General features: G+C 61.4%; 21 protein-coding genes, 3 tRNA genes and 1 pseudogene. 14 read left to right on the top strand and 11 right to left on the bottom strand.

Going from position 1 to position 23,642, the window contains the following annotated elements; translation table 11 throughout:
- The first annotated feature begins 53 nt into the window (after positions 1-53).
- Both J3A64_RS10945 and J3A64_RS10940 read left to right on the top strand, forming a co-directional pair.
- A tRNA-Asn gene (locus J3A64_RS10945) sits at positions 54-126 on the top strand.
- 116 nt (positions 127-242) lie between these two features.
- Positions 243-315 (top strand) — tRNA-Asn (locus J3A64_RS10940).
- A gap of 49 nt (positions 316-364) precedes the next feature.
- Here J3A64_RS10940 and J3A64_RS10935 read toward each other — a convergent pair.
- From J3A64_RS10935 to J3A64_RS10915, 5 genes are all read right to left on the bottom strand, one after another.
- The gene (locus J3A64_RS10935; RefSeq protein ID WP_011774207.1) at positions 365-772 is read right to left on the bottom strand and encodes a hypothetical protein; all 408 of its coding nucleotides are present in this window, start codon (positions 770-772) and stop codon (positions 365-367) included.
- 44 nt (positions 773-816) lie between these two features.
- A complete protein-coding gene (locus J3A64_RS10930; RefSeq protein ID WP_011774208.1) occupies positions 817-2,100 on the bottom strand; it encodes an esterase family protein in 1,284 nt (427 codons plus the stop codon).
- 22 nt (positions 2,101-2,122) lie between these two features.
- The gene (locus J3A64_RS10925; RefSeq protein WP_210064290.1) at positions 2,123-4,621 is read right to left on the bottom strand and encodes a DUF2156 domain-containing protein; all 2,499 of its coding nucleotides are present in this window, start codon (positions 4,619-4,621) and stop codon (positions 2,123-2,125) included.
- A 123-nt stretch (positions 4,622-4,744) separates the two neighbouring features.
- Positions 4,745-4,924: a glycine zipper domain-containing protein gene (locus J3A64_RS10920; protein WP_017199401.1), complete on the bottom strand. Its 180-nt coding sequence runs from the start codon at positions 4,922-4,924 to the stop codon at positions 4,745-4,747.
- A 23-nt stretch (positions 4,925-4,947) separates the two neighbouring features.
- Positions 4,948-6,177 (bottom strand): multidrug effflux MFS transporter, encoded by a 1,230-nt coding sequence (locus tag J3A64_RS10915; RefSeq protein ID WP_014921233.1) that lies wholly within the window; start codon positions 6,175-6,177, stop codon positions 4,948-4,950.
- Positions 6,178-6,351: 174 nt separating this feature from the next.
- Here J3A64_RS10915 and J3A64_RS10910 point away from each other — a divergent pair, with 174 nt between their 5' ends.
- From J3A64_RS10910 to J3A64_RS10890, 5 genes are all read left to right on the top strand, one after another.
- Positions 6,352-7,200 (top strand): phage holin family protein, encoded by an 849-nt coding sequence (locus J3A64_RS10910; RefSeq protein WP_210064289.1) that lies wholly within the window; start codon positions 6,352-6,354, stop codon positions 7,198-7,200.
- A 47-nt stretch (positions 7,201-7,247) separates the two neighbouring features.
- Positions 7,248-7,871 carry a CDP-alcohol phosphatidyltransferase family protein gene (locus J3A64_RS10905; RefSeq protein WP_011774213.1) on the top strand — a complete coding sequence of 208 codons (624 nt, stop codon included), beginning with the start codon at positions 7,248-7,250 and terminating at the stop codon, positions 7,869-7,871.
- Positions 7,871-8,776, top strand: coding sequence for a DMT family transporter (locus J3A64_RS10900; protein ID WP_011774214.1), 906 nt, complete (start codon positions 7,871-7,873; stop codon positions 8,774-8,776). Before J3A64_RS10905 ends, J3A64_RS10900 begins: the two co-directional genes overlap by 1 nt.
- Positions 8,777-8,883: 107 nt before the next feature.
- The gene (locus J3A64_RS10895; RefSeq protein ID WP_210064288.1) at positions 8,884-10,080 is read left to right on the top strand and encodes a glycosyltransferase; all 1,197 of its coding nucleotides are present in this window, start codon (positions 8,884-8,886) and stop codon (positions 10,078-10,080) included.
- Positions 10,081-10,164: 84 nt separating this feature from the next.
- Positions 10,165-10,238, top strand: a tRNA-Ile gene (locus J3A64_RS10890).
- 56 nt (positions 10,239-10,294) lie between these two features.
- Here the strand turns inward: J3A64_RS10890 and J3A64_RS10885 are convergent.
- The gene (locus J3A64_RS10885) at positions 10,295-13,069 is read right to left on the bottom strand and encodes an AAA domain-containing protein (protein ID WP_210064287.1); all 2,775 of its coding nucleotides are present in this window, start codon (positions 13,067-13,069) and stop codon (positions 10,295-10,297) included.
- Between the two features lie 241 nt (positions 13,070-13,310).
- On the opposite strand from J3A64_RS10885, the gene J3A64_RS10880 reads away from it, so the two are divergent.
- Positions 13,311-14,501 carry an acyl-CoA dehydrogenase family protein gene (locus J3A64_RS10880; protein WP_043469972.1) on the top strand — a complete coding sequence of 397 codons (1,191 nt, stop codon included), beginning with the start codon at positions 13,311-13,313 and terminating at the stop codon, positions 14,499-14,501.
- A gap of 135 nt (positions 14,502-14,636) precedes the next feature.
- Here the strand turns inward: J3A64_RS10880 and J3A64_RS10875 are convergent.
- Positions 14,637-15,020 (bottom strand): annotated as a pseudogene (locus tag J3A64_RS10875) (M23 family metallopeptidase); the annotation flags it as partial.
- Between the two features lie 408 nt (positions 15,021-15,428).
- On the opposite strand from J3A64_RS10875, the gene rpsB reads away from it, so the two are divergent.
- The 6 genes from rpsB to J3A64_RS10845 all read left to right on the top strand — a co-directional run bounded on the left by rpsB (position 15,429) and on the right by J3A64_RS10845 (position 20,315).
- Positions 15,429-16,298 (top strand): 30S ribosomal protein S2, encoded by an 870-nt coding sequence (rpsB, locus tag J3A64_RS10870; RefSeq protein ID WP_011774379.1) that lies wholly within the window; start codon positions 15,429-15,431, stop codon positions 16,296-16,298.
- Between the two features lie 121 nt (positions 16,299-16,419).
- Positions 16,420-17,256 carry a translation elongation factor Ts gene (gene tsf, locus J3A64_RS10865; RefSeq protein ID WP_011774217.1) on the top strand — a complete coding sequence of 279 codons (837 nt, stop codon included), beginning with the start codon at positions 16,420-16,422 and terminating at the stop codon, positions 17,254-17,256.
- Between the two features lie 121 nt (positions 17,257-17,377).
- Complete coding sequence (gene pyrH, locus J3A64_RS10860) at positions 17,378-18,115, top strand: UMP kinase (protein ID WP_014921238.1); 738 nt, start codon at positions 17,378-17,380, stop codon at positions 18,113-18,115.
- Positions 18,116-18,216: 101 nt separating this feature from the next.
- Entirely contained in the window at positions 18,217-18,774 is a 558-nt protein-coding gene (frr, locus tag J3A64_RS10855) for a ribosome recycling factor (protein ID WP_011774219.1), read from the top strand.
- A complete protein-coding gene (locus tag J3A64_RS10850; RefSeq protein ID WP_011774220.1) occupies positions 18,774-19,709 on the top strand; it encodes a phosphatidate cytidylyltransferase in 936 nt (311 codons plus the stop codon). The genes frr and J3A64_RS10850 overlap by 1 nt, the downstream gene beginning before the upstream one ends.
- 21 nt (positions 19,710-19,730) lie before the next feature.
- The gene (locus J3A64_RS10845) at positions 19,731-20,315 is read left to right on the top strand and encodes a DivIVA domain-containing protein (protein WP_011774221.1); all 585 of its coding nucleotides are present in this window, start codon (positions 19,731-19,733) and stop codon (positions 20,313-20,315) included.
- 18 nt (positions 20,316-20,333) lie between these two features.
- Here the strand turns inward: J3A64_RS10845 and J3A64_RS10840 are convergent, their stop codons facing one another.
- From J3A64_RS10840 to J3A64_RS10825, 4 genes are read right to left on the bottom strand one after another with little or no spacing between them, the layout of a single operon-like run.
- Entirely contained in the window at positions 20,334-21,032 is a 699-nt protein-coding gene (locus tag J3A64_RS10840) for a hypothetical protein (protein ID WP_210064286.1), read from the bottom strand.
- A 48-nt stretch (positions 21,033-21,080) separates the two neighbouring features.
- Entirely contained in the window at positions 21,081-22,547 is a 1,467-nt protein-coding gene (locus J3A64_RS10835) for a cation acetate symporter (RefSeq protein WP_011774223.1), read from the bottom strand.
- Positions 22,544-22,906 carry a hypothetical protein gene (locus tag J3A64_RS10830; protein ID WP_011774224.1) on the bottom strand — a complete coding sequence of 121 codons (363 nt, stop codon included), beginning with the start codon at positions 22,904-22,906 and terminating at the stop codon, positions 22,544-22,546. Before J3A64_RS10830 ends, J3A64_RS10835 begins: the two co-directional genes overlap by 4 nt.
- On the bottom strand, positions 22,903-23,622 hold the full coding sequence (locus J3A64_RS10825; RefSeq protein WP_014921240.1) for a LytTR family DNA-binding domain-containing protein: 720 nt from the start codon (positions 23,620-23,622) through the stop codon (positions 22,903-22,905). The genes J3A64_RS10830 and J3A64_RS10825 overlap by 4 nt, the downstream gene beginning before the upstream one ends.
- Positions 23,623-23,642 lie beyond the last annotated feature (20 nt).

Raw genomic sequence — 23,642 nt, 5'->3', positions numbered from 1 at the left:
CAGCGCCGATTTCGTTTTCCGGCGGGCCCCTGTTAAGCTAGTAACCGCTTCATTCCTCCGTAGCTCAATTGGCAGAGCATTCGACTGTTAATCGAAGGGTTACTGGTTCAAGTCCAGTCGGAGGAGCGCACAATACCCCCGTTCCGGGCTTTCGGAACGGGGGTATTTTTATACCCCCAGGGGGTATGCCATGCCGATTTCGCATTCCGGTAGAACCTTTGCTAAAGTCATAACCGCTTCATTCCTCCGTAGCTCAATTGGCAGAGCATTCGACTGTTAATCGAAGGGTTACTGGTTCAAGTCCAGTCGGAGGAGCATAAGGACCCCGTACCGGCTTCACTGCTGGTGCGGGGTCCGCTTTTTATCAGACGAAATCCATCTCCACCTGCAGGAAACGGGCGGCCTCGGCCACGGCGGCGAGGAACGAATCCTGCTCGGTGGGCGGAGTCCTGGGCTCGCGGGGATGCCATTCGTGGGGTGCCGAGTAGACGCGGGTGAAGCCGCCGCCCGGCGGGGCATAGAAGATGCCGAAGCGCTGGACCGGCCATTCAGGGGAGGTCTCCGGGGCGACCAAAAGCGCGGCGTCCGTTTCGGGGTTGTACCACTGGGCAATGGGACGGCGGCGATCGTCGGTAAAAAGCCCTGCGGCGTAGAGGGCGGCCGACTGCGGGCTGGTCACCGAACACAGCCGGTCCCACCACAGCGGCAGGATGCGTTCATCCCGACGCTGCCACGGTGCCGGAAGCGGCTGCAGCTCTTGCCAATGTGGCACATGTCAACTTTATCGCCAGCGCGTGGCCCGGAGAAGAGGGAGCGCTACCTGGACAGACCCAGCCTGGGATACAGCACCTCAAAGCCTTTGGTTAGTCCCGCATTCAGCGCCAGGCCTACGTGACCACCATTGGGCACCTCGTAGTAGGTCACCGTCATCCCCGCGTTCCGGGCCGCTGCGGAGACTGCCTTTGCAGCCGCTACGTAGGTGGTGTCATCCGAGCCCACGGTGAAAACTGCAGTTGTGTTGGGGAACTGCTTCCCCTTCATGATGTTGATGGGCTTCTGGGCGTCGTAGGCGGCTTGGTTGCCGTTGAAGATCGCCGCGAGGTTCCCGGCCGGGTCTTCCGCGCCAGGGAATTCTTCGCCGGAGATGTCCACCACGTTGCCCCACATCTCCGGGTACTTGACCGCGAAGGAAATGGCACACTGGCCGCCGTTGGAGTACCCGGCGATGGTCCAGTGTTCGCGGTCGGGAAGGATGTTCAAGTTGGCTTTGGCCCAGTTCACCACGTCCTCGTTGATGTACTTTTCAACATTTCCATACTTGGCGGTGTCCAGGCAGAGGGTGTCATCCTGGTCCGGCCCGATCTGGTCTGCGACGATCGCGATGGGGGCCAGGCCGTTGTTCTTTGCCGCGAACTCGTCCAGTGCGGCGGAGACGTATTGCGGGTCAGGAAGCCCAGGCTGACCCATCATGAGGACGAACAAGGGCAGCTTGGGCGGATGTGCCGCCAGGGCTGCAGGGGGCAGATAGATGCCCGCCGGCCTTGCGTTGAAGCCGGAGGCTGTGGCTGGAATGACCTGGGTGCCCGCTTCGCCCTTCGAGGGCTGGTCAGCCGGGGGTTTCCAGCTCTGCCATAGCGGACCTGCCGGGCTGGAGGCATCCGGGTCCGGCTTGGCCAACTGGATGGCGTCCTCAGTGGAGATTCCCAGCGCCGAGCCCAGGGTTTTGTTGAGTCCAAACTCCGTGTTGATGCCAAGCGCGGCTACCAGGAGGAATACCGGGACGGATACTGCGGCCACCACCTTCCGCCATCGCGGACTGTGGCGGAAGCTCACCACGGCAAGTCCCAACGCGGCGAAGCAGGAGATCGCCCAGAACCACACCCGGGGAGTCAGCCCCACATGGAAGACATCCAAAACGTCCTCCACGATCCACACAGTCAACCACCCGAACAGAGCAGCCACCACAATGGCCGTGATCGCTGTGAGGGCCCAGCGCGCCGAAGGCCTGAGGAACAGAAGCAGGAAGAACCCGGCGCCGATCACTCCGGCAATCGTCATGACAAGAGGGCCGCTGATCTCAAGCTTCAAAAGCTCGTTCATCGCCGGGAAGTCCGTTCCGGCGTCACGCGGCGGGCTCCTTGGCTACCATCTGCCGCAACAGCCCCGCGCTTTGCGTGGGGGAGAGTCCCGGCAAGTAGGCGGAACCCACGGCAATACCGATGGACGGTAGGGCCAACGGGTCTTGGTAGTACATGTACAAAGTCCGGTGCTCCGGCTGGAACCGCGACTTGAAGGCGGCCAACGACTTGAAGCCATACATGGGTTCCAAGGCGTTCCCGAGGAGTGCGAGGACGCGGTCCAGTGTGCTGCGGTCACCCTCGCCGGCGCCGGCTCCTGCGTTGGCCAGCGGAGAGCCGGACAAAGAGATGTGAGGGACTTCATCCTTGAAGTGGGTCACGGCGGAGGCAATAAGGAACTCCATGACGCCCTTGAAACCCGTGGTGCGGCGGCGCATGAAGTCCAAGGTCCACCCCGAGACGGTCCCTTGGCTGAAAACGGGCAGCCAGCTGGTGACTCCATGGACCAGGCCGGCGTCATCCACGGCAACACAGCAGAGCACCTCGGGATCTTTGAGCTCATTCAGGCCACCCAAGGTGAAGCCCATCTCAGGAAGTGCCTTGTCAGCCACCCATTCCTCGGAGATCTCAGCGAGCTGGGCCCTGATTCCCGGCGGCATCTCAGGGTAGTTGTACCAGTGATCCTTGATGGACAGCTTGTCTGCACGGTTCAGGGCGGTGCGGACGTTCTGCCACTCCTTCCCCTTGAAGGTCATGGCCTGGACGTTGAGTAGTGTCTCTTCCGCCACTTCCAGCTTCCTGAAGCCCCGGGGAAGGAGCGGCGCATCGAGCTCTGCCGTTGCCGAGTAGAAGCACGGGATCAGCCCGAGGTTCGAACAGTGTTTCAGGAATCCAGCGGCCGCATCGGCATGGTGTTCTTCAGCGCCGAAAGGACCCGCAACCGTAAGGGCCACGCCGTTATGGACCTGATAGGCAATACCGGCCTTCCTGTCCGGGGTGAACCAGTACTGGTTGTTGTCCCACAGCGCCATCCAGGACAGCGTGCCGCCGCCATCATGCAACAGCTCCCTGGTGTGCCCCAGATCGGCTGCCGGATCACTGGCGAGCATCCTGAACCGCCGGAAGTTATTCAGGACCAGCACCAGGATGCACAGCCAGATGATGTCCCCGCCCAGGCCGTAAAGGACCGTGCTCAGCAGGCCTTGCGGGAGGGCCACAACGAAGGGGACAGGGAAAGGAACCAGGATGTGGGTCAGCTGCCCGGCAAGGTCCAGCAGGGTAGAGCGGCCCGGGTTGCCTTCAATGAACCAGAACGCCACATAGAAGATCACGGCGGCGACAGCCAGGATGAGCGAGGTCCGGCCGAGGACCCGATAACCCGCGTCGCTTGACTCGACGCGGAACTTATGCCGGTTTGCGAGCAGCAGCGCCACGATGATGAGCGGGGCGAGGACTGCTGGGACCGCGTAAAGGAGGAGGTACGCGAAGTCGTCATCGCCCAAGGTGACATCCGGATCATAGACGTATTGGAGGATGGACAGGACGGTCACAGCGGCAAGATACAGCTGGATAACAAGCGTCAGCCGGTACGCGAGCCGTCGGCCGCGCCTGAGGCCCTCGGCACAGACAAGCAACAGAAGAACCGGAATCAGTGTCAGGATGGCCGCGCCGAAGCTTTGGACGCCAACGATGCCCTGCAGGGTGACACAGTTGGTGTCGTTGTTGCACGCTTCCTGAACCTCATCGGCGTCGGGACTGGCCTGGAGCATGACCTCGGAAACGACGGAGAGGGGCCCTACTTCCCAGGTTCCCGTCAGTTGAGTGAGCAGAGGTCCGACGGCGAAGACGCCCACCACTGTGCCTACCAGGAAACGGGTCTCGCGAAGGCTTGACGAGTGGAGCGATCCGGCCCTGCGGCGGAGCACCAGCGACTGGACGGCCCAACCCGCCAAGATCCCGATCACGGCTCCGGCCAGCGCCTGCAGGGTTTGGGCAACGCCCACGAACAAGGCAAACATCAGCGTCGCGGCCAGCAACCACGTCCTCAGGCGACGACGCCACAGTGCCTCGAGTGCCGCCGTCGAACATCCCAACGCAGCGGCGGCGCCGCCGTAGGCGCCCACTACATATTCGCCGCCCAGGAAGCTCAGCCACTGGTCGCTGGCGTCCGTTCCGAAGGTTACAAGCGCCACAAGAACCAAGGCGCTGAGGGCTGAGCCGGCTATGAAGGCAGCCAAGGCGATCCAAGGGCCCATGACGCGTTCGGCGATGCCGACACCCACCAGGATTGCCGCCGTGCAGGCCAGATAGTCCACAAGAGAGGAAGCAAAGAACGCCGACGTGAAGATGGACCACCACGGCCCGGGCTCTACCGCCAAGCCGATTCCGACTTGATCCAACAAGTCTTGGCCGGGGCCGTTGATGAGGCTACCGGAAACGGCACCCAGTACCCAGAGGATCACCACCAGAGCGAGCGTCAGCGGCAACCTCCGGACGGTGGCCAGGCCCCGCACACTGCCCCGAAATACAACAGCCGTGCTCATGTGATGTCCCCTTCACCGGTTCAAGCACCGGTTACCCCGGCTGGCCACCATTCTGCCTTGCGGCGCGCAGTTACGGGAGGGTTTGGTGACTCTCGACGGCGGCGGGTCGCCTGAGAGACCGGCCTAGTCCCTCTTCCAAGGGCCAGGATTCACGCGGTACAGCACGGCGGCGCCGATCACGGCACCCAGGATGGCACCAAACAGCGCGCTGCCGGCGGCGCGGCCCAAAAGAGCACCGGCGACGGCGCCGAGCAAAGCGCCGAGGAAGAGGCCCCTGCCGTTGCGGTGCGGTTTATTAGTCATGGTCACAGCCTACGGGGCTGGTTCTAATGGATGGACGGAACAGACCGTGGCCGGACGATCAACCACAGCGCGGCGATCGCGCCGGTGATGCAGGCGGCCATCACGGCGCCCATGGGGACGGCTGAACTGACGCCCAGCCACCCGACCACCAGCGGGACAATCCCGGCCATCATGAACTGCGATGCGCCCAGGAGCGATGCTGCGGTGCCTGCCTGCGCGCCGTGGTTCGCCAAGGACAGGACCTGTACACACGGGAACATGAAGCCTGTTGCGCAAATGTAGAACCACAAAGGAATGAGGATGCCCCACAACCCCACATGCAACAGGTCAAGGACCACGATCAGGAGGGCGGTGAACAGCATGAACACCGTTGCCCCGGCCACGATCCACTGCGGCGCCACCCGTCGGATCAGGCGCGAGCTGATCTGCACGCCTGCAACGATGCCCAGGGAGTTGACCCCGAACAGGATGCCATATTCCTGCGGCGAAAAGCCGTAGACGTTCTGGAAGAGAAAGGTGGAAGCCGATAGGTATGCGAAAAGCCCGCCGAAGTTCAGGCTTCCCACCAGCACCATGCCCACGAAAATCCTGTCCGTCAGGACGGTCTTATAGCGTTGAGCCACCGTGTTGGCGGACTTTCCGCGCTGGTCGGCCGGAAGTGTCTCCCGAATGAAGAAGATGGAGGCGATGATGACAAGCAGGCCATAACCGGCCAGGAAGTAGAAGATGCCCGGCCACGGGAACGCCAGCAGCAGTTGGGAGCCGATGACCGGCGCCAGGATGGGGGCGAGGCCGTTGACCAGTGACATCCGCGAGAACATCCGGACCATGGAGTAGCCGTGAAAGAGGTCCCGGACCATGGCCATGGCCACCACGCCACCGCCGGCAGCGCCGATTCCCATGAGCACGCGGAAGAGGGAGAGCATCCCGATGTCCGTGGCCAGTGCCGCGCCGAGCGAAGAGCCGATGTGCAAAGCCGTGGCCAGAATCAGGGGCAGCCGACGTCCAACCTTGTCGCTGAAGGGGCCCACCAGCAGCTGGCCGAGCCCGAACCCCACAGTTGTACCGGTCAGTGTGAGCTGGATTGCCGCTTCCGATACGTCAAAACTCTCTTCCAAGGCGGGGAACGCCGGAAGATACAGGTCAATAGTGAAAGGACCCAGGGCAGTGAGGGCACCCAGCAGGAGAATGTAGACAAGTTTTTCGCGTCGGCTCAGAGAATCGCCCGGAGCAATGGGAGAGGTCACGATCATCTATCCTATGGCCCGGATCATATTTATTGGACCTATGACGGGCGCGCCGCATTGTCGTCCCGAAAGTTCAGCAGGAACCTGAATGATAGCTTTGAGGACAGGTGTACGCTGCGATGGTTTTTTGCGCCGCGTTCGCCTTACACGATGCCCAGAGGAAGCAGTTAGGCGGAACCCATGAGTGGACGTCACACCGGCCGGACCAGTCAAGGACCAGCCATTCGTACTATGCCGAAGACCCTCAAGCTCGTAGCAAGGCTGGTTCCGAGGCAACTCAACGACGAAATCGCCCTGGCGAAGGTAGAACTCAAGCGAAAGGCCACGCAGGTTGGCATCGCTGGCGCCTTCTTCGGAGTAGCGCTTGTGTTCCTGGCGCTCCTGGTGATTGCGCTGGTTGTCGCAGCCATCCTGGGTTTGGCCACAATTATGCCCGGCTGGCTGGCGGCTCTGATTGTTGCAGCATTCTTCCTGCTGATTGTGGCTATCGCATCCTTGATAGGCATAGCCAAATTCAAGAAAGCCATGCCCTTGGTCCCGGAAGACACCATCAGGGGCATCAAGCACGATCTCGGAATTGCCAAGGAAGGTTCTGCCTTCGACGAATCCATCCTGGATCCCAACTCGCCTGCCGCCAAGGCCGCGAAGGCTGAAAAGGAAGCAGCCGCGGAGAAGGCCAAGGCAGAAAAGGCTGCAAAGGAAGCGGCCAAGGAAGCAGACGCCGTCAAGGCGCCCACCGAAGCCGAACTTCGCTCGCGACTGAAGAGGCGGCGTGAACACCTGACCGGCGTCCGCGACGAACTCGGTGAGCAGCTGGACGTCAAGAAGCAGGGTCAGGCTTTGCTGGAAAGCGCCAACGGAAAGTTCAAAGACGGCAAGGAATTCGCTTCAGCGAAGCTTGCCGACCTCGGAGACTCCGTACCCGAAAGCCTCACCGAACGGCTTGCCGCCAGGTGGAAGGACCTCGCAGCTTTCGCCACCGCTGCCGTGGTCTTCGTTGTTGCGCTGAGGAAGCTGCTGAAGAAGTAGCAGCCAATCGGGGCACCAAAGACTGAAGACGAGGAAGGGGGACAAAAATGAGATTGATCGGAGCTGGGTCGCACCCTGACCGGCCGCAGGTTGATCATGACCTCATCTTCACGATCCCCAACGTCCTCACAGTCCTTCGTTTCATGGGCGTCCCGCTATTTGTGTGGCTCGTGTTGTCGGAACAGGAGTACGGCTTCGCGGTCCTGGTGCTCGTCATCATGGGCAGTACCGACTGGGTGGATGGATACATCGCCAGACGCTTCGACCAGACCTCCAAGCTGGGCCGGATACTGGATCCGATGGCCGACCGGGCCGCGTTGCTGGCTGTCGCGTTCACGCTGGCGATTGCCGGCGTCGTGCAGTGGTGGTACTTGGCCGCACTGTTGGTGCCGGACGCCGTATTGGCCATCGCCTCGCTGATCTACTTCCGGAGCCACCCGGACCTTCCGGTGAGCATCATTGGAAAGATCCGCACGGCGCTGCTGCTGGTCGGCACACCGTTGCTTGTCCTGTCCAAGCTGCCGATTCCACTTACCGAGGTCTACTTCGTGGCTGCTTGGACCTTCTTGGGCTTCGGCCTGCTAGGCCATTGGATTGCGGCCTACAACTATTTTTGGGCCATCTTGCGTAAGGGTAAAGAATTGAAAACCGACGACGGCGGACGAGGCTGATGGTCTGGCTAGCGGTTTTTCTCGCGGTACTTGGTGCTTTCTTCCTCGCCATCGGCGCCCAGCGGCAGGGCAGCGCGGTGAAAGCCGATACCGGTGGTCTGGCGCTCAGCTCCAATGGCTTCCTGCGGCTCTTGCGAAATCCCCGTTGGATGCTCGGGCTGTTGTTCCTTGCCCTCGGAATGGTGATGAACGCAGTCGCTTTGGTGTCCGCGCCCCTCACAGTGGTGCAGCCCATTGGTGCCATCGCACTGGTGATCACCACGGTGGTCAACGCCAAGGACCAGGGCCTGAGCATCAACCGCGCCACTGTGGTGGCCATCAGTGCCTGTGTCACGGGTTCGGCGTTGTTCGTGCTGCTGGCAGTCAACGTCACTCAGGAAAACCATCACGTTAACACCGAAGACGAGCTGACGATTGTCCTCCTGCTTGCCTTGGCCGTGGGCATCTTCGGAACACTGGCCGTCGTGTTCAGGCACCGAATGAGTGCCTTCGTCTACATTCTGGGAGCCGGTGTCCTTTTCGGCTTCGTCGCCGTGCTGACCCGCATCATCGGCAAGCACCTGCTCGATCCCAACGGTCTGTTCCTCCTGAACGTCCAGTGGTACACCCTCATCGCCATCGTGGCCGCCGGGGGACTGGGCTCCTGGTTCGTGCAGAGTGCCTACTCCGGAGGACCGCCGGACCTGGTAATCGCCGGGTTGACCGTCATTGACCCGATGGTGGGCATCGCAATCGGCATCGTGATCCTCGGTGAGCTTCGTCCCGATGTCCACGCCGTGATGGCCATCGCCATGGCTGCGGCCGCTACGCTTGCTATCGTGGGGGTTATTGCCCTGAGCCGGCACCATCCGGAAGTCACCAAACGCAAGAAGGATGCGAAGGCGGCTGCCAGCCGGAAGGCTTAGGGCAGAGATTTACCTTGCGCCACCGTTATTGCGGTCGGCAACCCGGCGACACCGCAGCATTGCCACAAGCAACGCTGTCCGCACCGTGACCATCAGGAGTTCTCCACGTGACCATTCCCGACACCAACAAGCCCCTCACTATTCTGATTGCGGCGGATACCTACCCGCCGCACGTCAACGGTGCCGCCCAGTTCGGCTGCCGCCTTGCAAAGGGGATGACGGCACGTGGACACAACGTGCACGTGTTGGCCTGCCGTCCGGACACGGGCAAGAGCTACACGGAGTTCCGCGACGAAGCCACGGTCCACCGGCTTCGCTCCCATGGCGTTTTCACCCACGAGTACTTCCGGATCTGCTTCCCGTGGGAAATCAAGAAGGAAATCAGCCTCCTCTTCGACAAAGTCCAGCCGGATGTCGTCCACATCCAGAGCCACTACATGATCGGCGAGCACGTCCTCTACGAGGCTGTTAAGCGCGGAATCCGAATTGTAGCCACCAACCACTTCATGCCGGAGAACCTCAACCCCTTCCTTCCGTTCCCGCAGTGGTTCAAGGACATCGTGGGCCGGATTTCGTGGAAGGACATGGGCAAGGTCATGGGTCAGGCCGACGTGGTCACCACACCCACGCCGCTCGCTGCCAAGGCCATGCACCAGCACGCCTTCCTGCGTAAGGTCCTGCCCCTTTCCAACGGCATCGATTCTTCGGCCTACGAGCTCCAGCCCGGTGAAGTCATCGAACCGCACGCCAACCCAACGGTCCTGTTCGTGGGCCGCCTGGCCGAAGAGAAGCACATCAACGTACTGATCGACGCCGTGGCCAAGACTCCGCGCGAGTTGAACGTGAACCTGGAAATCGTGGGTGGTGGCGAAGTTCGTCCCGCCCTTGAGGCCCAGGTAGCGAAGCTTGGGCTGGGGGATCGGGTGCGGTTCCTTGGGTTGGCGAGCGACGAGGACCTGCGTGAGGCGTACATCAAGGCCGATATCTTCTGCATGCCCGGTACTGCCGAGCTGCAGTCGCTGGTGACCCTGGAGGCCATGTCGGCTTCCACTCCTGTGCTGCTGGCCAACGCCATGGCACTGCCGCACCTGGTCCGTGACGGGGAGAACGGCTACCTGTTCACGCCCAACGACAGCAATGAGCTCGCGGCCAAGATCACCCACCTGGTGGAACTTCCCAAGGACGAACTTGTTGCCATGGGCAAGCTGAGCCGCGAGATGGTTGAGCCGCACAGCATCAACGGCACCCTCCAGACGTTTGAGGACCTCTACCGCGGGGCTTCCTACGAGGACAAAGTGGTGTGACACAAGCACTCCCCATTAGCTATTAGTATTGCTAGAGTGCTTTGCCCGGTACTGCTGTTTCACAGCGGCCGGACCGGGCATCACGGGGCTATAGCTCAGCTGGTTAGAGCGCGGGACTCATAATCCTAAGGTCCTCGGTTCAAGTCCGAGTAGCCCTACATTCACACGGGAGCCGTGGCCGACGATCAAGACGTCGGTCACGGCTCTCTTGCTGTCACTGACCGTTGACTGCAGCCGTTAGTTCGTGGCGAATGCGGGCTTCCTCCCCACTTCCTGTCGTGGGTAGACGTAATAGGCGGATCTTGTGCGCGTGGCAGATGGCGTCTTTGTGGGCATCCCGGGCGTGCTGCGCGGGGTTGTTTTCATGGAAGGCAAAACCATCGACCTCAACTGCAAGGACGGGCATGTTGCTGATGCGGTTGTAGACCACAAAGTCCAAGGTTGCGCGGTTCTGGACGTAGGAGCGTTGTTCGGGCGTGAGCATGGACAGCTCAGGCAGCAGGTTCCTCAGCAGGACCTGCGGCGCTATGGCCAGGTCGGTGAAAGGCTCATCCCCGATGAGTTCAGTCAATAACGTCCAGATGATGTTTTCCGAAGTGAACTGTGAATTGCCCTGCAGCCTGCTGGCCAGTGGTTTCAACAGCGCAGAATATTCTCTGTACAAGAGGTCGAAAACAGACAGGACGCTGCTGTCGAACACACCATCTTCAGGGTTTCGGTACCGAATGAACTGAACCAAGTCCCGAAGATGGCGGCTTGTGGGAAGCATCTCGTTGTTGGTGACGAGGACAAACCGCTTCACTGCGCGGGAGACGGCGACGTTTACCAAGTGGGGGTCGTCTACGAAGTTGATGCCCGATTTACCGAGGTTCGTCTCGTCCAGGACGGTGCTCATGATGATCACGGTCTTTTGGCGCCCCTGGAACTTATGGACCGTGTCCGCGTGGATGTTGTTGACCAGGGCCTCGGCTACCTTGTCCACTTGCCTTCGATACGGGGTCACCACGCCGATTTCGTCATCGGGAATGCCTGAACAAAATTGGTCCAGCACTTCCTTGGCAATGACATCCGCCTCCCGCTGGTTGGTCCGCCCCCCGCTGTGGTGCTGACGCATGTGGTTCCCCTCAGCTGTACGGACCACGACCATCGGCTGCCCCTCAACGTCGCCGGAGGTATACGGCACAAGCTGTCCTCCGTAGAACTTCCTGTTGCAGTACTCGATGATCGCCGGATCACAGCGGTAGTGCTCGCGGAGCATGGTACGGGGAAGGCCGGCACCGTATTGGTCGATGATTGAGGAAAGGACGTTATGCAGTCTGTAATCAAAGTTGGGCGACGGCGCTCTAGGAGAGGTCCTCGACGCCTTTTCGTCGGCTATGTGCTGGAGCTGCTTCAGGTCACCGACAACGATGACGTTCCGGGCACAAGAGAGCGCCAGCCCGGCAGCGAGCAGGTCCACTTGGGAAGCCTCGTCGATGATTAAATAATCCAAGAATTTCCCTGCCGGGACGTTTCTTCGCAGGGAATGGCATGTACTGAGAACTACCGGGTAGTCCGAGGTGAACTCTGCAAATTCCGGTTTGTACCTGCTTTCGGTATAAATCCGTCTCCGCTTCCGGGCGTATCGCTGATGGAGTGCCGCTTCCAGAGTCTGCCGTGAGGCCCGCTGATGATCGCGTTCCAGACGCCGGTAGTCCTCGCTCGCCAAAATCCTTTCGGCTTGGTCAATTTGCAGCTCCAGCTCAGCGATTTTCTTATCGTAGTAAGTACCTTGCAGGCTCAGAACAACATCAGTTTGGCCAGTGTCGACTCTCCCCAACGACCCGTATCGCAGACGAAGTTTGATGCGCCTGAAGAACCTCCGGAGTGGACCTTCGTCCAAGGGAACGGAGGACGTATCAGCAAGGAACTCGAGAATTCGGCGCGATGAACCGTGCCAAGGCGGCACCTCATTCATCACGGCCGGGCCAGCCGCGTCTGCCTGGAGGAGAAAGTGGCGCCTTTCGAGTTTGAACGCGTCCAGCTCGTGCTTCCACAGGGCCAGCTGCCGGACAGTCCCTTGCAGGTCTTGCAGGCGTTTGTCGAGATCGGCCACCTGGTCGGCCGGCGGGGCTTCGTCGAGCGGGCTGCCGACGAAATGATCGACAATGGCATTCCTGGCTCCTTGACGGGCGAAGAATTCGTCCATTTTCTCTTTGCGTCGAAGGTCCGCCACGATATAGCCGTAGCCTTCCTCTGCGAGTTTGTCCCGAACGTTCTCAACAGCTGCATTGTTGAAGGAAACGATTCCAACCGTCTTGCCTGGGATTGCGACGATGTTGGCGACGACGTTCAGAATGGTTTGGGTTTTTCCTGTTCCGGGAGGCCCGTCGATGACGGAGATTCGGTGGTTGAGCCCCTTCAACAGGGCCTCGCGCTGGCTGACGTTTGACGAAAAAGGCAGTATCGGATGTTGTTGAAAATGCCCGGCGGCGTCCAAGGCCTGGCCCCGAAGGTAGAGATCAAGGACGCTACCTTTCGGGACGCTCTTGAAACTCTCGTACTGCCGGCGCAGCGCATCGTCCTCCCGGAGTTTGGATGCGACGTCCCGCCAATAATCCAACACGGCTTGCGCGCGTAGTTCTTCATCGGACGGTCGGGAGATCGCTATCTCTTTGTCAGGACAGGTTTCATAGCCGATTCCTGATGCGCCCGCATGGAAAACACGCCACCATGTTCCCTGAGGCGATTCAAAGCGGAGGACGTCCGTGACGCCATCAATGACCTTGCCCCGCACGGATACTCCGTCCTGGGGCTCTAGGAGTATCGGGGCGGGATTCCGAAGAACAACGACCTTGTCAGCCGAGTACTTGTATCTCTTTTCGGAACCAAAGGAGACATACGTGAAGGCCCCCGCGGCGTGATACGCCACTACTTCCGAGGTCCTGTCCTCAAGGCCGTTGTGTTGACGATTCCGGATCAGAATCGCCTCTCGTCGTGGATTGATCATCGGAACGTCCCCCAATTCGTCTGCGGCGTTGCACAACCGACGTTACAGAACTGTCTGCTCGGAGCCTCGGCTTTGGGACCCTCATGAAACCTTGTCCGTTGCGGGACCGGAGAGTCTGCGGTAAGTTACTGAGCAGTAACTTACTACTCGCCGGTAACTTGGCTGCCCTATTGCCCCTTGGTGCAGCTCAGTCACTCCGGACCTGACGTGGTCGCAGGTGACCACCCCTGAAGGAGCGAATATGTCCAACGCTGCATTCGACGCCACCAACCTTCCGTATGCCGACGGCGACTTCTACGCCTTTGAGGAGATGCTGACAGGGAAAGAGCAGGACCGCCTCGCCGAGGTCCGGGAGTTTCTTGCGCGTGAGGTCAAGCCCATCGCTGTGGATTGCTGGAACCGAGGCGAGTTCCCCATGGACCTCATTCCCAAGCTCGGGGAACTGGACTTGGTCAGCCCCGTTCGTCGCCAGGGGTACTCGAACCTGTTCGCCGGAATGCTCCACGCGGAGGTAACCCGGGCAGATGCTTCCATTGCGACGTTCATGGGTGTCCACGATGGACTCTTCACGGGTTCCATCGAGGCGCTCGCGTCCCAGGAGCAGAAGGACGCTTGGCTGCCGGACATCTACTCCCTGAAGAAGATCGGTGCGTTCGGCCTGACCGAGCCCCTGGGTGGCTCCGATGTTGCAGGTGGGACGCGGACCACCGCAATGCGCGACGGTGACAACTGGATCCTCAACGGCGCCAAGCGCTGGATCGGCAATGCCACTTTCTCCGACTGGGTAGTCATCTACGCCAAGGATGTAGCCGACAACCAGGTCAAGGCGTTCCTGGTGGACACCAAGCTGCCCGGTTACTCGGCCAGCAAGATTGAGAACAAGATCTCGCTGCGCACGGTGCAGAACGCGGACATCACCCTGGACAACGTGGTGGTTCCAGACTTCTTCAAGCTGGCCAACGGGAACAGCTTCCGCGATACCAACAAGGTCCTCAAAGTGACCCGCCTGGCCGTCGCATGGCAGGCGGTCGGGCTTCAAATGGCAGCCTTCGATGTCGCGCGCAGCTACGCCGTGGGGCGTCAACAGTTCGGGCGGCCCCTGGCAGCGTTCCAGTTGGTGCAGAACCAGTTGGTTCAAATTCTCGGCAACACCGTGGCCTCCCTGGGAATGATGGTGCGCCTGGCCCAACTCGAAGACGCAGGAGCGGCCAAGGACGAGCAGTCGGCCCTGGCCAAGGCGTTCACGACGGCCCGCATGCGCGAAAGTGTTGCCCTGGGACGAAGCATCCTGGGTGGCAACGGCATCGTTACGGACTATGGGATGGCCAAGATCTTCTCGGACGCCGAAGCCATCTACTCCTACGAAGGCACGCACGAAATCAACACGCTGGTAACCGGCCGGGCGATCACCGGAGTTTCGGCCATCGTCTAGGACGTTCGCCGCTGCAGCGGGGACTCTGCTGAGCGGAAGCAGGACGGACGGTCGCATGTCCGTCACGAAGCCAAGTGGATTGACGTAGTCCTCGCCGCGGCGGACGCCCCAGTGCAGGCACGTAGCGCCAACGCAGTGACCGGGCTCAATGGTGCCAATGACCTGACCCCTGCGGACAGCGTCGCCGGGCTTGAGTTCACTGGCGACGGGTTCAAAGCTGCTCTTGAGGCCATCGCCCTGATCGATGGTCAGCACCGGGCGATCAACTACGACGCCGGCAAAGGTCACCACGCCATCCGACGGCGCGGTGACCGGGCCGCCGTCGGGCGTTGGTCCCAAGTCCACCCCTCGATGCCCGCTGAGCCACGGTTTGTCCGGCGGGTCAAATGTTCGCAGGACGGACGGCTTGGGGGAGAGCGGCCAGCTCCACCGGGCCTCTGGCGCGGGCGCAGCGCTGCTCGTCCCTCCTGCGACAACGAGGGTAAGAATTGTGGACACGATGAGCTTCAAACCGGACATGAACCCAGCCTCCCGTGACCACGAACCCGGGTCGATCCCCGGCCTTCCGTATGTGGACAACGGGTGGTCGCGCGCGGTCAAACAGCAGGGGTCGCTGTAGTACACTTGGTGGAGCAGTTTGCTGTGCCCTCAAGCTAGTTCAGGAACATGTCTCATTCAGATATGTGGGGGTCCCAGGCTGACTACGCGTATCCAGCCCTCCACCAGCGAAGCCTCTTGGCTTCAAGCTGCGGAGGATTGTGCCTCTTGCGGTCCGGCTGAGCCTTTGGTTCCCTGCCGGATGAGAAGTGCAATGGATGCCAGGAGCCGCGCCCGTCCGGGCAAAGGCTAAACAACCGTCAACTATTGGCAGGGTAAGAGCAGCCCCATGGGCTCTCTCATGAATGACCTGCCGGAAGGAGCGTCGGCATGCCCGTCGTAACTATGCGCCAGCTGCTTGACAGCGGCGTCCACTTTGGACACCAGACCCGTCGTTGGAACCCGAAGATGAAGCGCTTCATCTTCACGGAGCGCAACGGCATCTACATCATTGACCTCCAGCAGTCGCTGTCCTACATCGACCGCGCCTACGAGTTCGTCAAGGCTACTGTCGCCCACGGCGGCACCGTCCTGTTCGTCGGCACCAAGAAGCAGGCTCAGGAAGCAATTGCCGAGCAGGCTACCCGTGTTGGCCAGCCGTACGTCAACCAGCGATGGTTGGGCGGTATGCTCACCAACTTCCAGACCGTCGCCAAGCGTATCCAGCGCATGAAGGAACTCGAAGAGATCAACTTCGACGACGTCGCAGGCTCGGCCTACACCAAGAAGGAGCTCCTGCTCCTCAAGCGCGAACTCACCAAGCTTGAGTCCAACCTCGGTGGTATCCGCAACCTGACCAAGGCTCCCTCGGTTCTGTGGGTTGTTGATACCAAGAAGGAACACCTTGCTGTTGACGAAGCCAAGAAGCTGAACATCCCGGTTGTTGCCATCCTGGACACCAACTGCGATCCCGACGAAGTTGACTTCCCGATCCCGGGTAACGACGACGCCATCCGCTCTGTCAACCTGCTTACCCGCGTTGTTGCCGACGCCGTAGCTGAGGGCCTCATCGCCCGCAACCAGCGCGCAACCGGCACCACCGAAGCTCCGGAAGAGCCGCTGGCCGAGTGGGAGCGCGAGCTCCTCGAAGGCAGCAAGGCTGAAGAAGCAGCAGCTGCTGAGGCTCCGGCCGCAGAAGCTCCCGCAGCCGAAGCTCCCGAGGCTGCTGAAGCTGCAGCCGGCGAAGCTGAAGCCAAGTAAATCTGGACCTTCCCTGACGCTGGAGACAGCGTCAGGGGCAACTGACAGGATGGCGGCTCACACGGTGGGCTGCCGTCCTGTCAGTCCGTAAACACACAAATTTCTAGACAGAGGGGTTCACATGGCGAACTACACTGCTGCTGACATCAAGGCCCTGCGCGAGCGCACCGGCGCCGGCATGATGGACGTCAAGAAGGCTCTTGACGAGGCCAACGGTGACGCCGAGAAGGCCATCGAGATCATCCGCATCAAGGGCCTCAAAGGTGCTACCAAGCGCGAAGGCCGTTCGACTGCTGAAGGCCTGGTTGCTGCCAAGGTCAACGGCGGCGTTGGCGTAATGATCGAGGTCAACTGCGAGACCGACTTCGTCGCCAAGGCTGACAAGTTCATCCAGCTGGCTGACAAGGTTCTCAACGTTGCAGTCGAGTCCGGCGCAGCCGACCTCGAGACCCTGCTGGCCACCGAGGTTGACGGCAAGCCGTTGTCCGAGGTTGTCGTCGAAGAGGGCGCTGTCCTCGGCGAGAAGGTTGTTGTCCGCCGTATCTCCCGCGTTGAGGGCACCACGGTTGACGCTTACCTGCACAAGACGTCCAAGGACCTCCCGGCCCAGGTCGGCGTCCTGTTCGCTGTCGACGGTGAAGGCGAAGCCGCTGCCACCGCCGCACACGACATCGCTGTCCACGTTGCAGCCATGGCTCCGAACTACCTGACCCGCGAGGATGTCCCGGCCGAACTGGTCGAGTCCGAGCGTCGCATCGCCGAAGAGACCGCAAAGGCTGAAGGCAAGCCCGAAGCTGCGCTCTCCAAGATCGTGGAAGGCCGCGTGACGGGCTTCTACAAGGGCGAAGTTCTGGTTGACCAGGCATTCGCCAAGGATTCCAAGAAGACTGTTGCACAGGTCCTCGAAGAAGCCGGCGTCAAGGCAACCGCAGTAACCCGTTTCCGCGTCGGAAACTAGTAATTCATGAAAAGGGGTGGTCACTTCGGTGGCCGCCCCTTTTTCATGCACCCGTCCGGGTAGTACCTGCGCGGACCCACAGCACGATAATCTAGCCAGAGTCCACCAACGGGAAGGCACCATGGAAACCGTCAACACTGCTATCCAGCCCGAGAAGACCCGTCGACGTGTACTTCTGAAACTTTCCGGCGAGGTCATCGGCGGAGGCAAACTCGGCGTCGATCCTGAGACCGTCCGTGCCATCGCCAAGCAGATCGCGGCAGCGGTCACCGAGGTCGAAGTGGCCATCGTTGTCGGCGGAGGTAACTTCTTCCGTGGCGCCGAGCTATCTCAGAGCGGCATGGACCGCTCGCGCGCCGATTACATGGGCATGCTGGGCACTGTCATGAACTGCCTGGCGCTGCAGGACTTCCTGGAGCAGGCCGGCGTTGAAACGCGTGTCCAGAGCGCCATCACCATGGGCCAGGTGGCAGAGGCTTACATCCCCCGCCGGGCTATCCGCCACATGGAAAAGGGCCGCGTGGTCATTTTCGGCGCGGGCGCGGGCTTGCCCTACTTCTCCACCGATACAGTCGCTGCGCAGCGTGCCCTCGAAGTGCACGCAGACGTGGTCCTCATGGCCAAGAGTGGCGTGGATGGCGTCTACACCGCCGATCCCAAAAAGGACCCCACGGCCGAGAAGCTGGATGTCCTCAGTTACGATGACGCCCTGCGCCGTGACATCCGGGTCATGGACCAGACCGCAATGACCATGTGCAAGGACAACAGTCTCTCCATGGTGGTCTTCGGTATGGAGGGTGAAGGCAACGTAACCCGTGCCATCCTCGGCGAAACGCTGGGAACCCTGGTTACTCCCTAGCAAGGGCTAGGATATTTCTAGGACCGTCCGCCCCTGGTGGCGGATCTTTACTGTGCATTGCCGCCTGCAGTTGGGCAGCAACTATTTCTGAGGAGAAACCCGTGATCGAAGAGACCTTGCTCGAAGCCGGCGAGAAGATGGATAAGGCGGTGGAAGTAGCCAAGGACGATTTCGCCTCGATCCGTACTGGCCGCGCCAACCCGGCCCTCTACAACAAGGTGATCGTCGAGTACTACGGCACACCCACTCCGCTGCAGCAGCTGGCCTCCTTCGGCGTGCCGGATGCCCGGACCATTCTCATCACGCCCTACGACAAGACCGCACTGCGTGACATCGAGAAGGCCCTCAGCGACTCTGAGGTGGGCGCCAACCCCTCCAACGATGGCAACGTCATCCGCGTGACCATCCCGGAGCTCACCAAAGAGCGCCGCAAGGAGTACGTAAAGATCGTCAAGGGCAAGGGTGAGGACGCCAAGGTCTCCATCCGCAGCATCCGCCGCAAGGCCAAAGACTCCCTGGACAAGCTCGTCAAGGACGGCGAAGCCGGAGAAGACGAGGGTGCACGCGCTGAGAAGGAACTCGACGCCCTGACGAAGCAGCATGTCGACAGCATCGATGAGCTGCTCAAGCGCAAGGAAGCCGAGCTGCTCGAGGTCTGATGAACCAGGCTGAGCCGGCGCCCGCTGAACGGGTCCCGACACGCGATACCCCCAAGCGCGTCAGACGCGTGCGGAAGAACCCCACACCCAAGGCAGGCCGCAATCTTCCGGCCGCTATCGGCGTCGGGCTTTCCATGCTTTTGGCCGTTTTGGGAGGATTGCTTTTCCTCCCGCTGGGATTCGTCCTGCTCACCACCGCCTTCGCGGTCCTGGGTGTTTGGGAAGTTTTCCGGGCGCTTGAGGCGCAAGGGACCCGGATGCCGATCATTCCTGTGATGGTCGGCAGTCTGGTGATGCCGGTATCGGCCTACTTCGGCGGACTGGAGGGCTTGCTGTTCACGATGACGGCGAGCTCCGTGGCTGTTCTGCTGTGGCGCTCCATTGAGAGCGCTGCAGGAGCGCCCCGGGCGGTGTTCGCCGGCGTTTTCGCGTTGGCTTGGATTCCGTTCCTCATCAGCTTCGCGGCGTTGCCGCTCCATGCCACCGGTGGTGCCACTCCCGTGGGCTTCTGGCCGGATGGGATTCCCGACGGCGCCTGGCAGATCGCGTCGATGTTGCTGCTGGTGGTCTCCAATGACACGTTCGGCTACATCGTTGGTGCTACCTTCGGGAAACACCCGATGGCTCCCAAGATCAGCCCCAAAAAGTCCTGGGAGGGCTTTGCTGGGTCAGTCGGCGGGGCCATGGTCATTGGTGTCCTGGCATGCATCTTCCTCCTCGACAAACCCTGGTGGGTAGGGCTGGTGCTTGCCGTAGGAATGGTGGCCGCATCGACCGCCGGCGACCTCGCCGAGTCCATGGTCAAGCGTGAACTCGGCGTCAAGGACATGAGCAGCATCCTGCCCGGCCACGGCGGCGTGATGGACCGCTTGGACTCCATCGTGTTCGCAGCCCCTGTAGCCTATGTTCTGTTCGCGCTGCTGAGCGGCGTCTGACAACTCAATGAAGGAAAATTAGTGGCCTTGGATATTCGACGCCAGATTCCCGCAACGTTCGATCGCGTGGACCGCAGCAAGTACGGCTATAACGCCAAGCAAGTGGACGAGTTCCTTCAGCGAGCCAGGACATCATTCGAGAACCCCGTGGGCACTGCGGACCAAGTGGCAAGCGTGGATGTCAGGGCTGTTGCTTTCGACCCCATCAAGGGTGGCTACGACGCCAACAGCGTCGATGCTGCACTCGACCGGCTGGAGGATGCTTTCGCCCGCCGAGAGAGGGACGATCTTATTAACCAGCAGGGCGAGGAAGCCTGGCTGCGACAGATCGGCAAGCTCTCCGGCATCTTGCGAGGCAGGCTTCACCGGCCCGACGGCGAGCGGTTTCGCCGCCCCAGCCGGAAAGGCGCCCGAAGCTACAACGTCCACGACGTTGATGCACTGTGCGCCGAGCTCATCGGTTACCTCGAGCACGATCAAGCCCTGAGCGTGGACACCGTGCGACGTGCCGTCTTCCGCGCAGCCAAGGGCGCGGAGGGCTACGAGGAGGCCCAAGTAGACGCTTTCCTTGCGCGTGTCGTAGAGCTCATGGCGGCCATCGACTAATCACCAACGCGGGTCTGTTCAAGACTGCCGGGGAGTCGGCGAGATCGGCGGGTTGTTCTTGTAAGCCTGGTCATAGGCGCGCTTGCCCACAAGCATGGAGACGGTGAAGAAGGCCAAGGCTACGAAGACTGCGATGGATACGAAGACTGCCATGGGAAGTCCCAGTGCCAGGAGCGCCGAACCCGACCACAACGCCAGCAACGCGGAGTTCGCAGTCATCATGAAGATCATGCTGCTGCCTGCCAATTGGCTCAGCGAACTCCGGGGGCCCAGAAAGTAGTAGGTCTGGTCGGAGCCGGCCAAATCGTCGTGGTAGGCCGCCATAAGGTAGCGGGCCATTCCCGGATCGAGTTCCACGTACGCAGCCCGCAGCCTGTTCATGGCGATCACGTACATCAGGTCTTCCATGCCGACGTTCAGTACGCGGACCTGTGTCAGTAAACCGACCATGACGTCAATGCTGAGAATGGTCAGCGCGAAAGCCCTGAACGCATCTGAGAACTGGGTAGCGTTGCCTACCAGCGCCAAGCTCAAGAGGCTGGCCGAGGTGAACGTCAGGAACATGCTGATGCGGGTGAGAACTTCGCCTTGGGTGGTGCTCCTTGAAGCAAGCAGGCTCCAGTGCTCCGTGGCGAGCAACTGCGCGCGGACGCTGGGAGAGAGCTCCGGTGTGAGCGCAGGCGGCTCAGGAGTGGCCGTACCCGGTTCCTCGGACATGGCGTCATTGTCCACCCTGTAGGGGCCGCGAACAACGGTCCGCTGCCGCTATCTCTCCGTGACCACCGGCCGCTCCGGCACATGCAGGCGGGACATCACGCGATTCACTGAGGCCGGCACGCGGTTCTTCGTCATGATCGACACCGTGACGGTCACCGCGAAAGCGGCCGGAACGCTCCACGCCGCGGGCTGCGCCAGCCACGCGGGCGCGTTCCCGGGACCCATGAGGGTGCCTGCCACCATGGCTCCGCCACAAAGAAACGCGCCGGTCAGCATGCCCGCTATAGCGCCCGTATCTGTCAGCCCACGCCACCAGATCCCCAGCAACAGCACAGGGCAAATGGTGGATGCAGTGAAGGCGAAGACCAGTCCAACGCTTCCAGCCAGGGCCAGGGTGTCCGTCATCAAGGCAAAACCCAAAGGCACGACGGCGGCGAGCAGCGCTGCGAGGCGGAAACCCTTGACGCTTCCTCCAAAGAGGTCCTGGCTGATGACGCCGGACAGCGAAACCACCAGTCCCGACGTCGTGGACAGGAACGCGCCGAAGGCACCGGCCACAACCAGGGCAGAGAGCATGTCTCCGGCCACGCCTCCCACAAGCCTGCCGGGCAGCAGCAAGATCAGGGCATCGGCCTGGCCGGACTGTGCGAGCTCCGGCGCGAACATCCGTCCTACGGCGCCGGAGAGCGTGGGAAACAGATAGAAAACAGAGAGTAGTCCCAACACAATCAACGTTGTCCGTCGGGCCGATTGGCCGTCCGGGTTGGTATAGAACCTCACCAGGACGTGCGGCAGGCCCAGTGTGCCGAACAACAGTGCCACCAACAGGGAGATGTGTTGGTACGCCCCTGCAGCGCTTTGGCCGGTGGGGTTGACAGGCAGTGGCGCCTGCGGCTGTGCACCGTTGCCTGATAAGACCAGCAGGACGAACACCACAGGCACTGCCAAAGCAGTCAGCTTCAGCCAGTACTGGAAGGCCTGCACAAAGGTTATGGAGCGCATTCCGCCTGCTACCACCGTGAGGCACACAACCAGTACCACCGCCGTCGAACCTACCCACGACGGCAGGCCGGTAGTGATCCGGATGGTGAGCGCCGCGCCGTGGAGTTGGGGCACGATGTACAGCCATCCAACGGCCACCACCACGAGGCTGGTCACTCGGCGGACCAGTTTGGAGTCAAGGCGGGCCTCGGTGAAATCCGGAATGGTGTAGGCACCGGATCGACGCAGGGGAGCGGCGACGAAGAGCAGCAGCATCAGGTAACCCGCGGTGTAGCCCACCGGGAACCAAAGCGCGTCAGTTCCTGAAAGCAGGATCAGCCCGGCGACTCCCAGAAAGCTGGCGGCGGACAGGTACTCGCCGCCAATCGCAGAAGCGTTCCACCACGGCGGAACCGTTCGTGACGCAACGTAGAAGTCGCCCGTGGTGCGTGAGATGCGCAGGCCGTAGAAGCCAATGACCGCCGTTGCAATGGAAACGGCCAGAAACGCGAAGAGCCCAACAGCAGGGTTCACTTGTCCTCCACGAGGTCCCGGTAGCGGGCCTCATTGCGGGCAGCGCCGCGGTTGTACAGCCAGGCACTTAGTCCGATCACCGGGTAAATACCGGCTCCCAGTACCAGCCAGTCCAAGGGGATGCCGAAGATGCGGGTCTCCGCAACACCGGGCCCGTAGACCAAGAACAAAGCGATCACGGCGAGGATGACCAGGAAGCCACAGCCCACCACCAAGGCCAACCGCAATTGGGAGCGGATGAGGGATCGGACAAAAAGTCGTCCCGAATCCGAGTCCTCGGCTACCTCGCGTGGGTATGGCACCCTGCCCGGAGCCGCCGTGGCCGATCGGCGTGGGGCGGTGACGCGGACCCGCGTCATCCCTGAGGCCGGATGCGGGTGGACTGCAGCTTGTCCCGAACGGAAGGCAGATGGCGCCTGCTGATGGGCAGCTCAGCACCGGCCACCGCCACGCTCGGCCCCGTTGCGGCGAGCTTGAGGTGCTGCACGTGCTTCAAAGCGATGAGATAAGAGCGATGGATCCGGATGAATCCCGCGTCCGCCCACTTCTGTTCAAGATCGCTGAGCGGAACACGGATGAGATAGCTGGCCTCGGCGGTGTGCAGCCTTGCGTAGTCGCCTTGGGCTTGCACGTAGGTGACGTCGTCGCGGCGGATCATGCGGGTGGTGCTGCCGAGGTCCACCGTGATCATCTCCGGCGCGGGGGCTCCATCCTTAATGAGCTCGCTGATCCGGTCCACCGAACGCGAAAGCCGTTCCGCTCGGAGGGGCTTCAGGAGGTAGTCGATTGCGGCGAGGTCGAAGGCTTCCAAGGCGCAGTCTTCGTCAGCGGTGACAAAAACGACGGCGGGCGGACTGCTGCTGCGGGAAATGGCGCGTGCGATGTCCAAGCCGGAAAGCGCCGGCATATGGATGTCCAGGAAGACAGCGTCAACGGACTCTGTTTCCAACGTCCGCAGCGCCTCGGCCCCGGACGATGCCCGGTGGATGGCACCAATCCGCTCATCCCGGCCCAGCAGGAACGCAAGCTCCTCCACTGCGGGCAGTTCGTCGTCAGCGACGAGCACGTTGATCATGATTAAAGACTAACCGCCAC

Source organism: Pseudarthrobacter sp. PvP004 (assembly GCF_017876035.1).
GTDB classification, from domain to species: Bacteria; Actinomycetota; Actinomycetes; order Actinomycetales; family Micrococcaceae; genus Arthrobacter; species Arthrobacter aurescens_A.
This window is presented reverse-complemented; position numbering and strand designations above follow the sequence as displayed.

Excerpts from the sequence above, each read along its gene's own strand:
- J3A64_RS10930 (WP_011774208.1), bottom strand. The coding sequence starts at position 2,100 with ATGAACGAGCTTTTGAAGCTTGAGATCAGCGGCCCTCTTGTCATGACG.
- J3A64_RS10925 (WP_210064290.1), bottom strand. The coding sequence starts at position 4,621 with ATGAGCACGGCTGTTGTATTTCGGGGCAGTGTGCGGGGCCTGGCCACC.
- J3A64_RS10920 (WP_017199401.1), bottom strand. The coding sequence starts at position 4,924 with ATGACTAATAAACCGCACCGCAACGGCAGGGGCCTCTTCCTCGGCGCT.
- J3A64_RS10915 (WP_014921233.1), bottom strand. The coding sequence starts at position 6,177 with ATGATCGTGACCTCTCCCATTGCTCCGGGCGATTCTCTGAGCCGACGC.
- J3A64_RS10910 (WP_210064289.1), top strand. The coding sequence starts at position 6,352 with ATGAGTGGACGTCACACCGGCCGGACCAGTCAAGGACCAGCCATTCGT.
- J3A64_RS10905 (WP_011774213.1), top strand. The coding sequence starts at position 7,248 with ATGAGATTGATCGGAGCTGGGTCGCACCCTGACCGGCCGCAGGTTGAT.
- J3A64_RS10900 (WP_011774214.1), top strand. The coding sequence starts at position 7,871 with ATGGTCTGGCTAGCGGTTTTTCTCGCGGTACTTGGTGCTTTCTTCCTC.
- J3A64_RS10885 (WP_210064287.1), bottom strand. The coding sequence starts at position 13,069 with ATGATCAATCCACGACGAGAGGCGATTCTGATCCGGAATCGTCAACAC.
- J3A64_RS10880 (WP_043469972.1), top strand. The coding sequence starts at position 13,311 with ATGTCCAACGCTGCATTCGACGCCACCAACCTTCCGTATGCCGACGGC.
- rpsB (WP_011774379.1), top strand. The coding sequence starts at position 15,429 with ATGCCCGTCGTAACTATGCGCCAGCTGCTTGACAGCGGCGTCCACTTT.
- tsf (WP_011774217.1), top strand. The coding sequence starts at position 16,420 with ATGGCGAACTACACTGCTGCTGACATCAAGGCCCTGCGCGAGCGCACC.
- pyrH (WP_014921238.1), top strand. The coding sequence starts at position 17,378 with ATGGAAACCGTCAACACTGCTATCCAGCCCGAGAAGACCCGTCGACGT.
- J3A64_RS10850 (WP_011774220.1), top strand. The coding sequence starts at position 18,774 with ATGAACCAGGCTGAGCCGGCGCCCGCTGAACGGGTCCCGACACGCGAT.
- J3A64_RS10840 (WP_210064286.1), bottom strand. The coding sequence starts at position 21,032 with ATGTCCGAGGAACCGGGTACGGCCACTCCTGAGCCGCCTGCGCTCACA.
- J3A64_RS10830 (WP_011774224.1), bottom strand. The coding sequence starts at position 22,906 with ATGACGCGGGTCCGCGTCACCGCCCCACGCCGATCGGCCACGGCGGCT.
- J3A64_RS10825 (WP_014921240.1), bottom strand. The coding sequence starts at position 23,622 with ATGATCAACGTGCTCGTCGCTGACGACGAACTGCCCGCAGTGGAGGAG.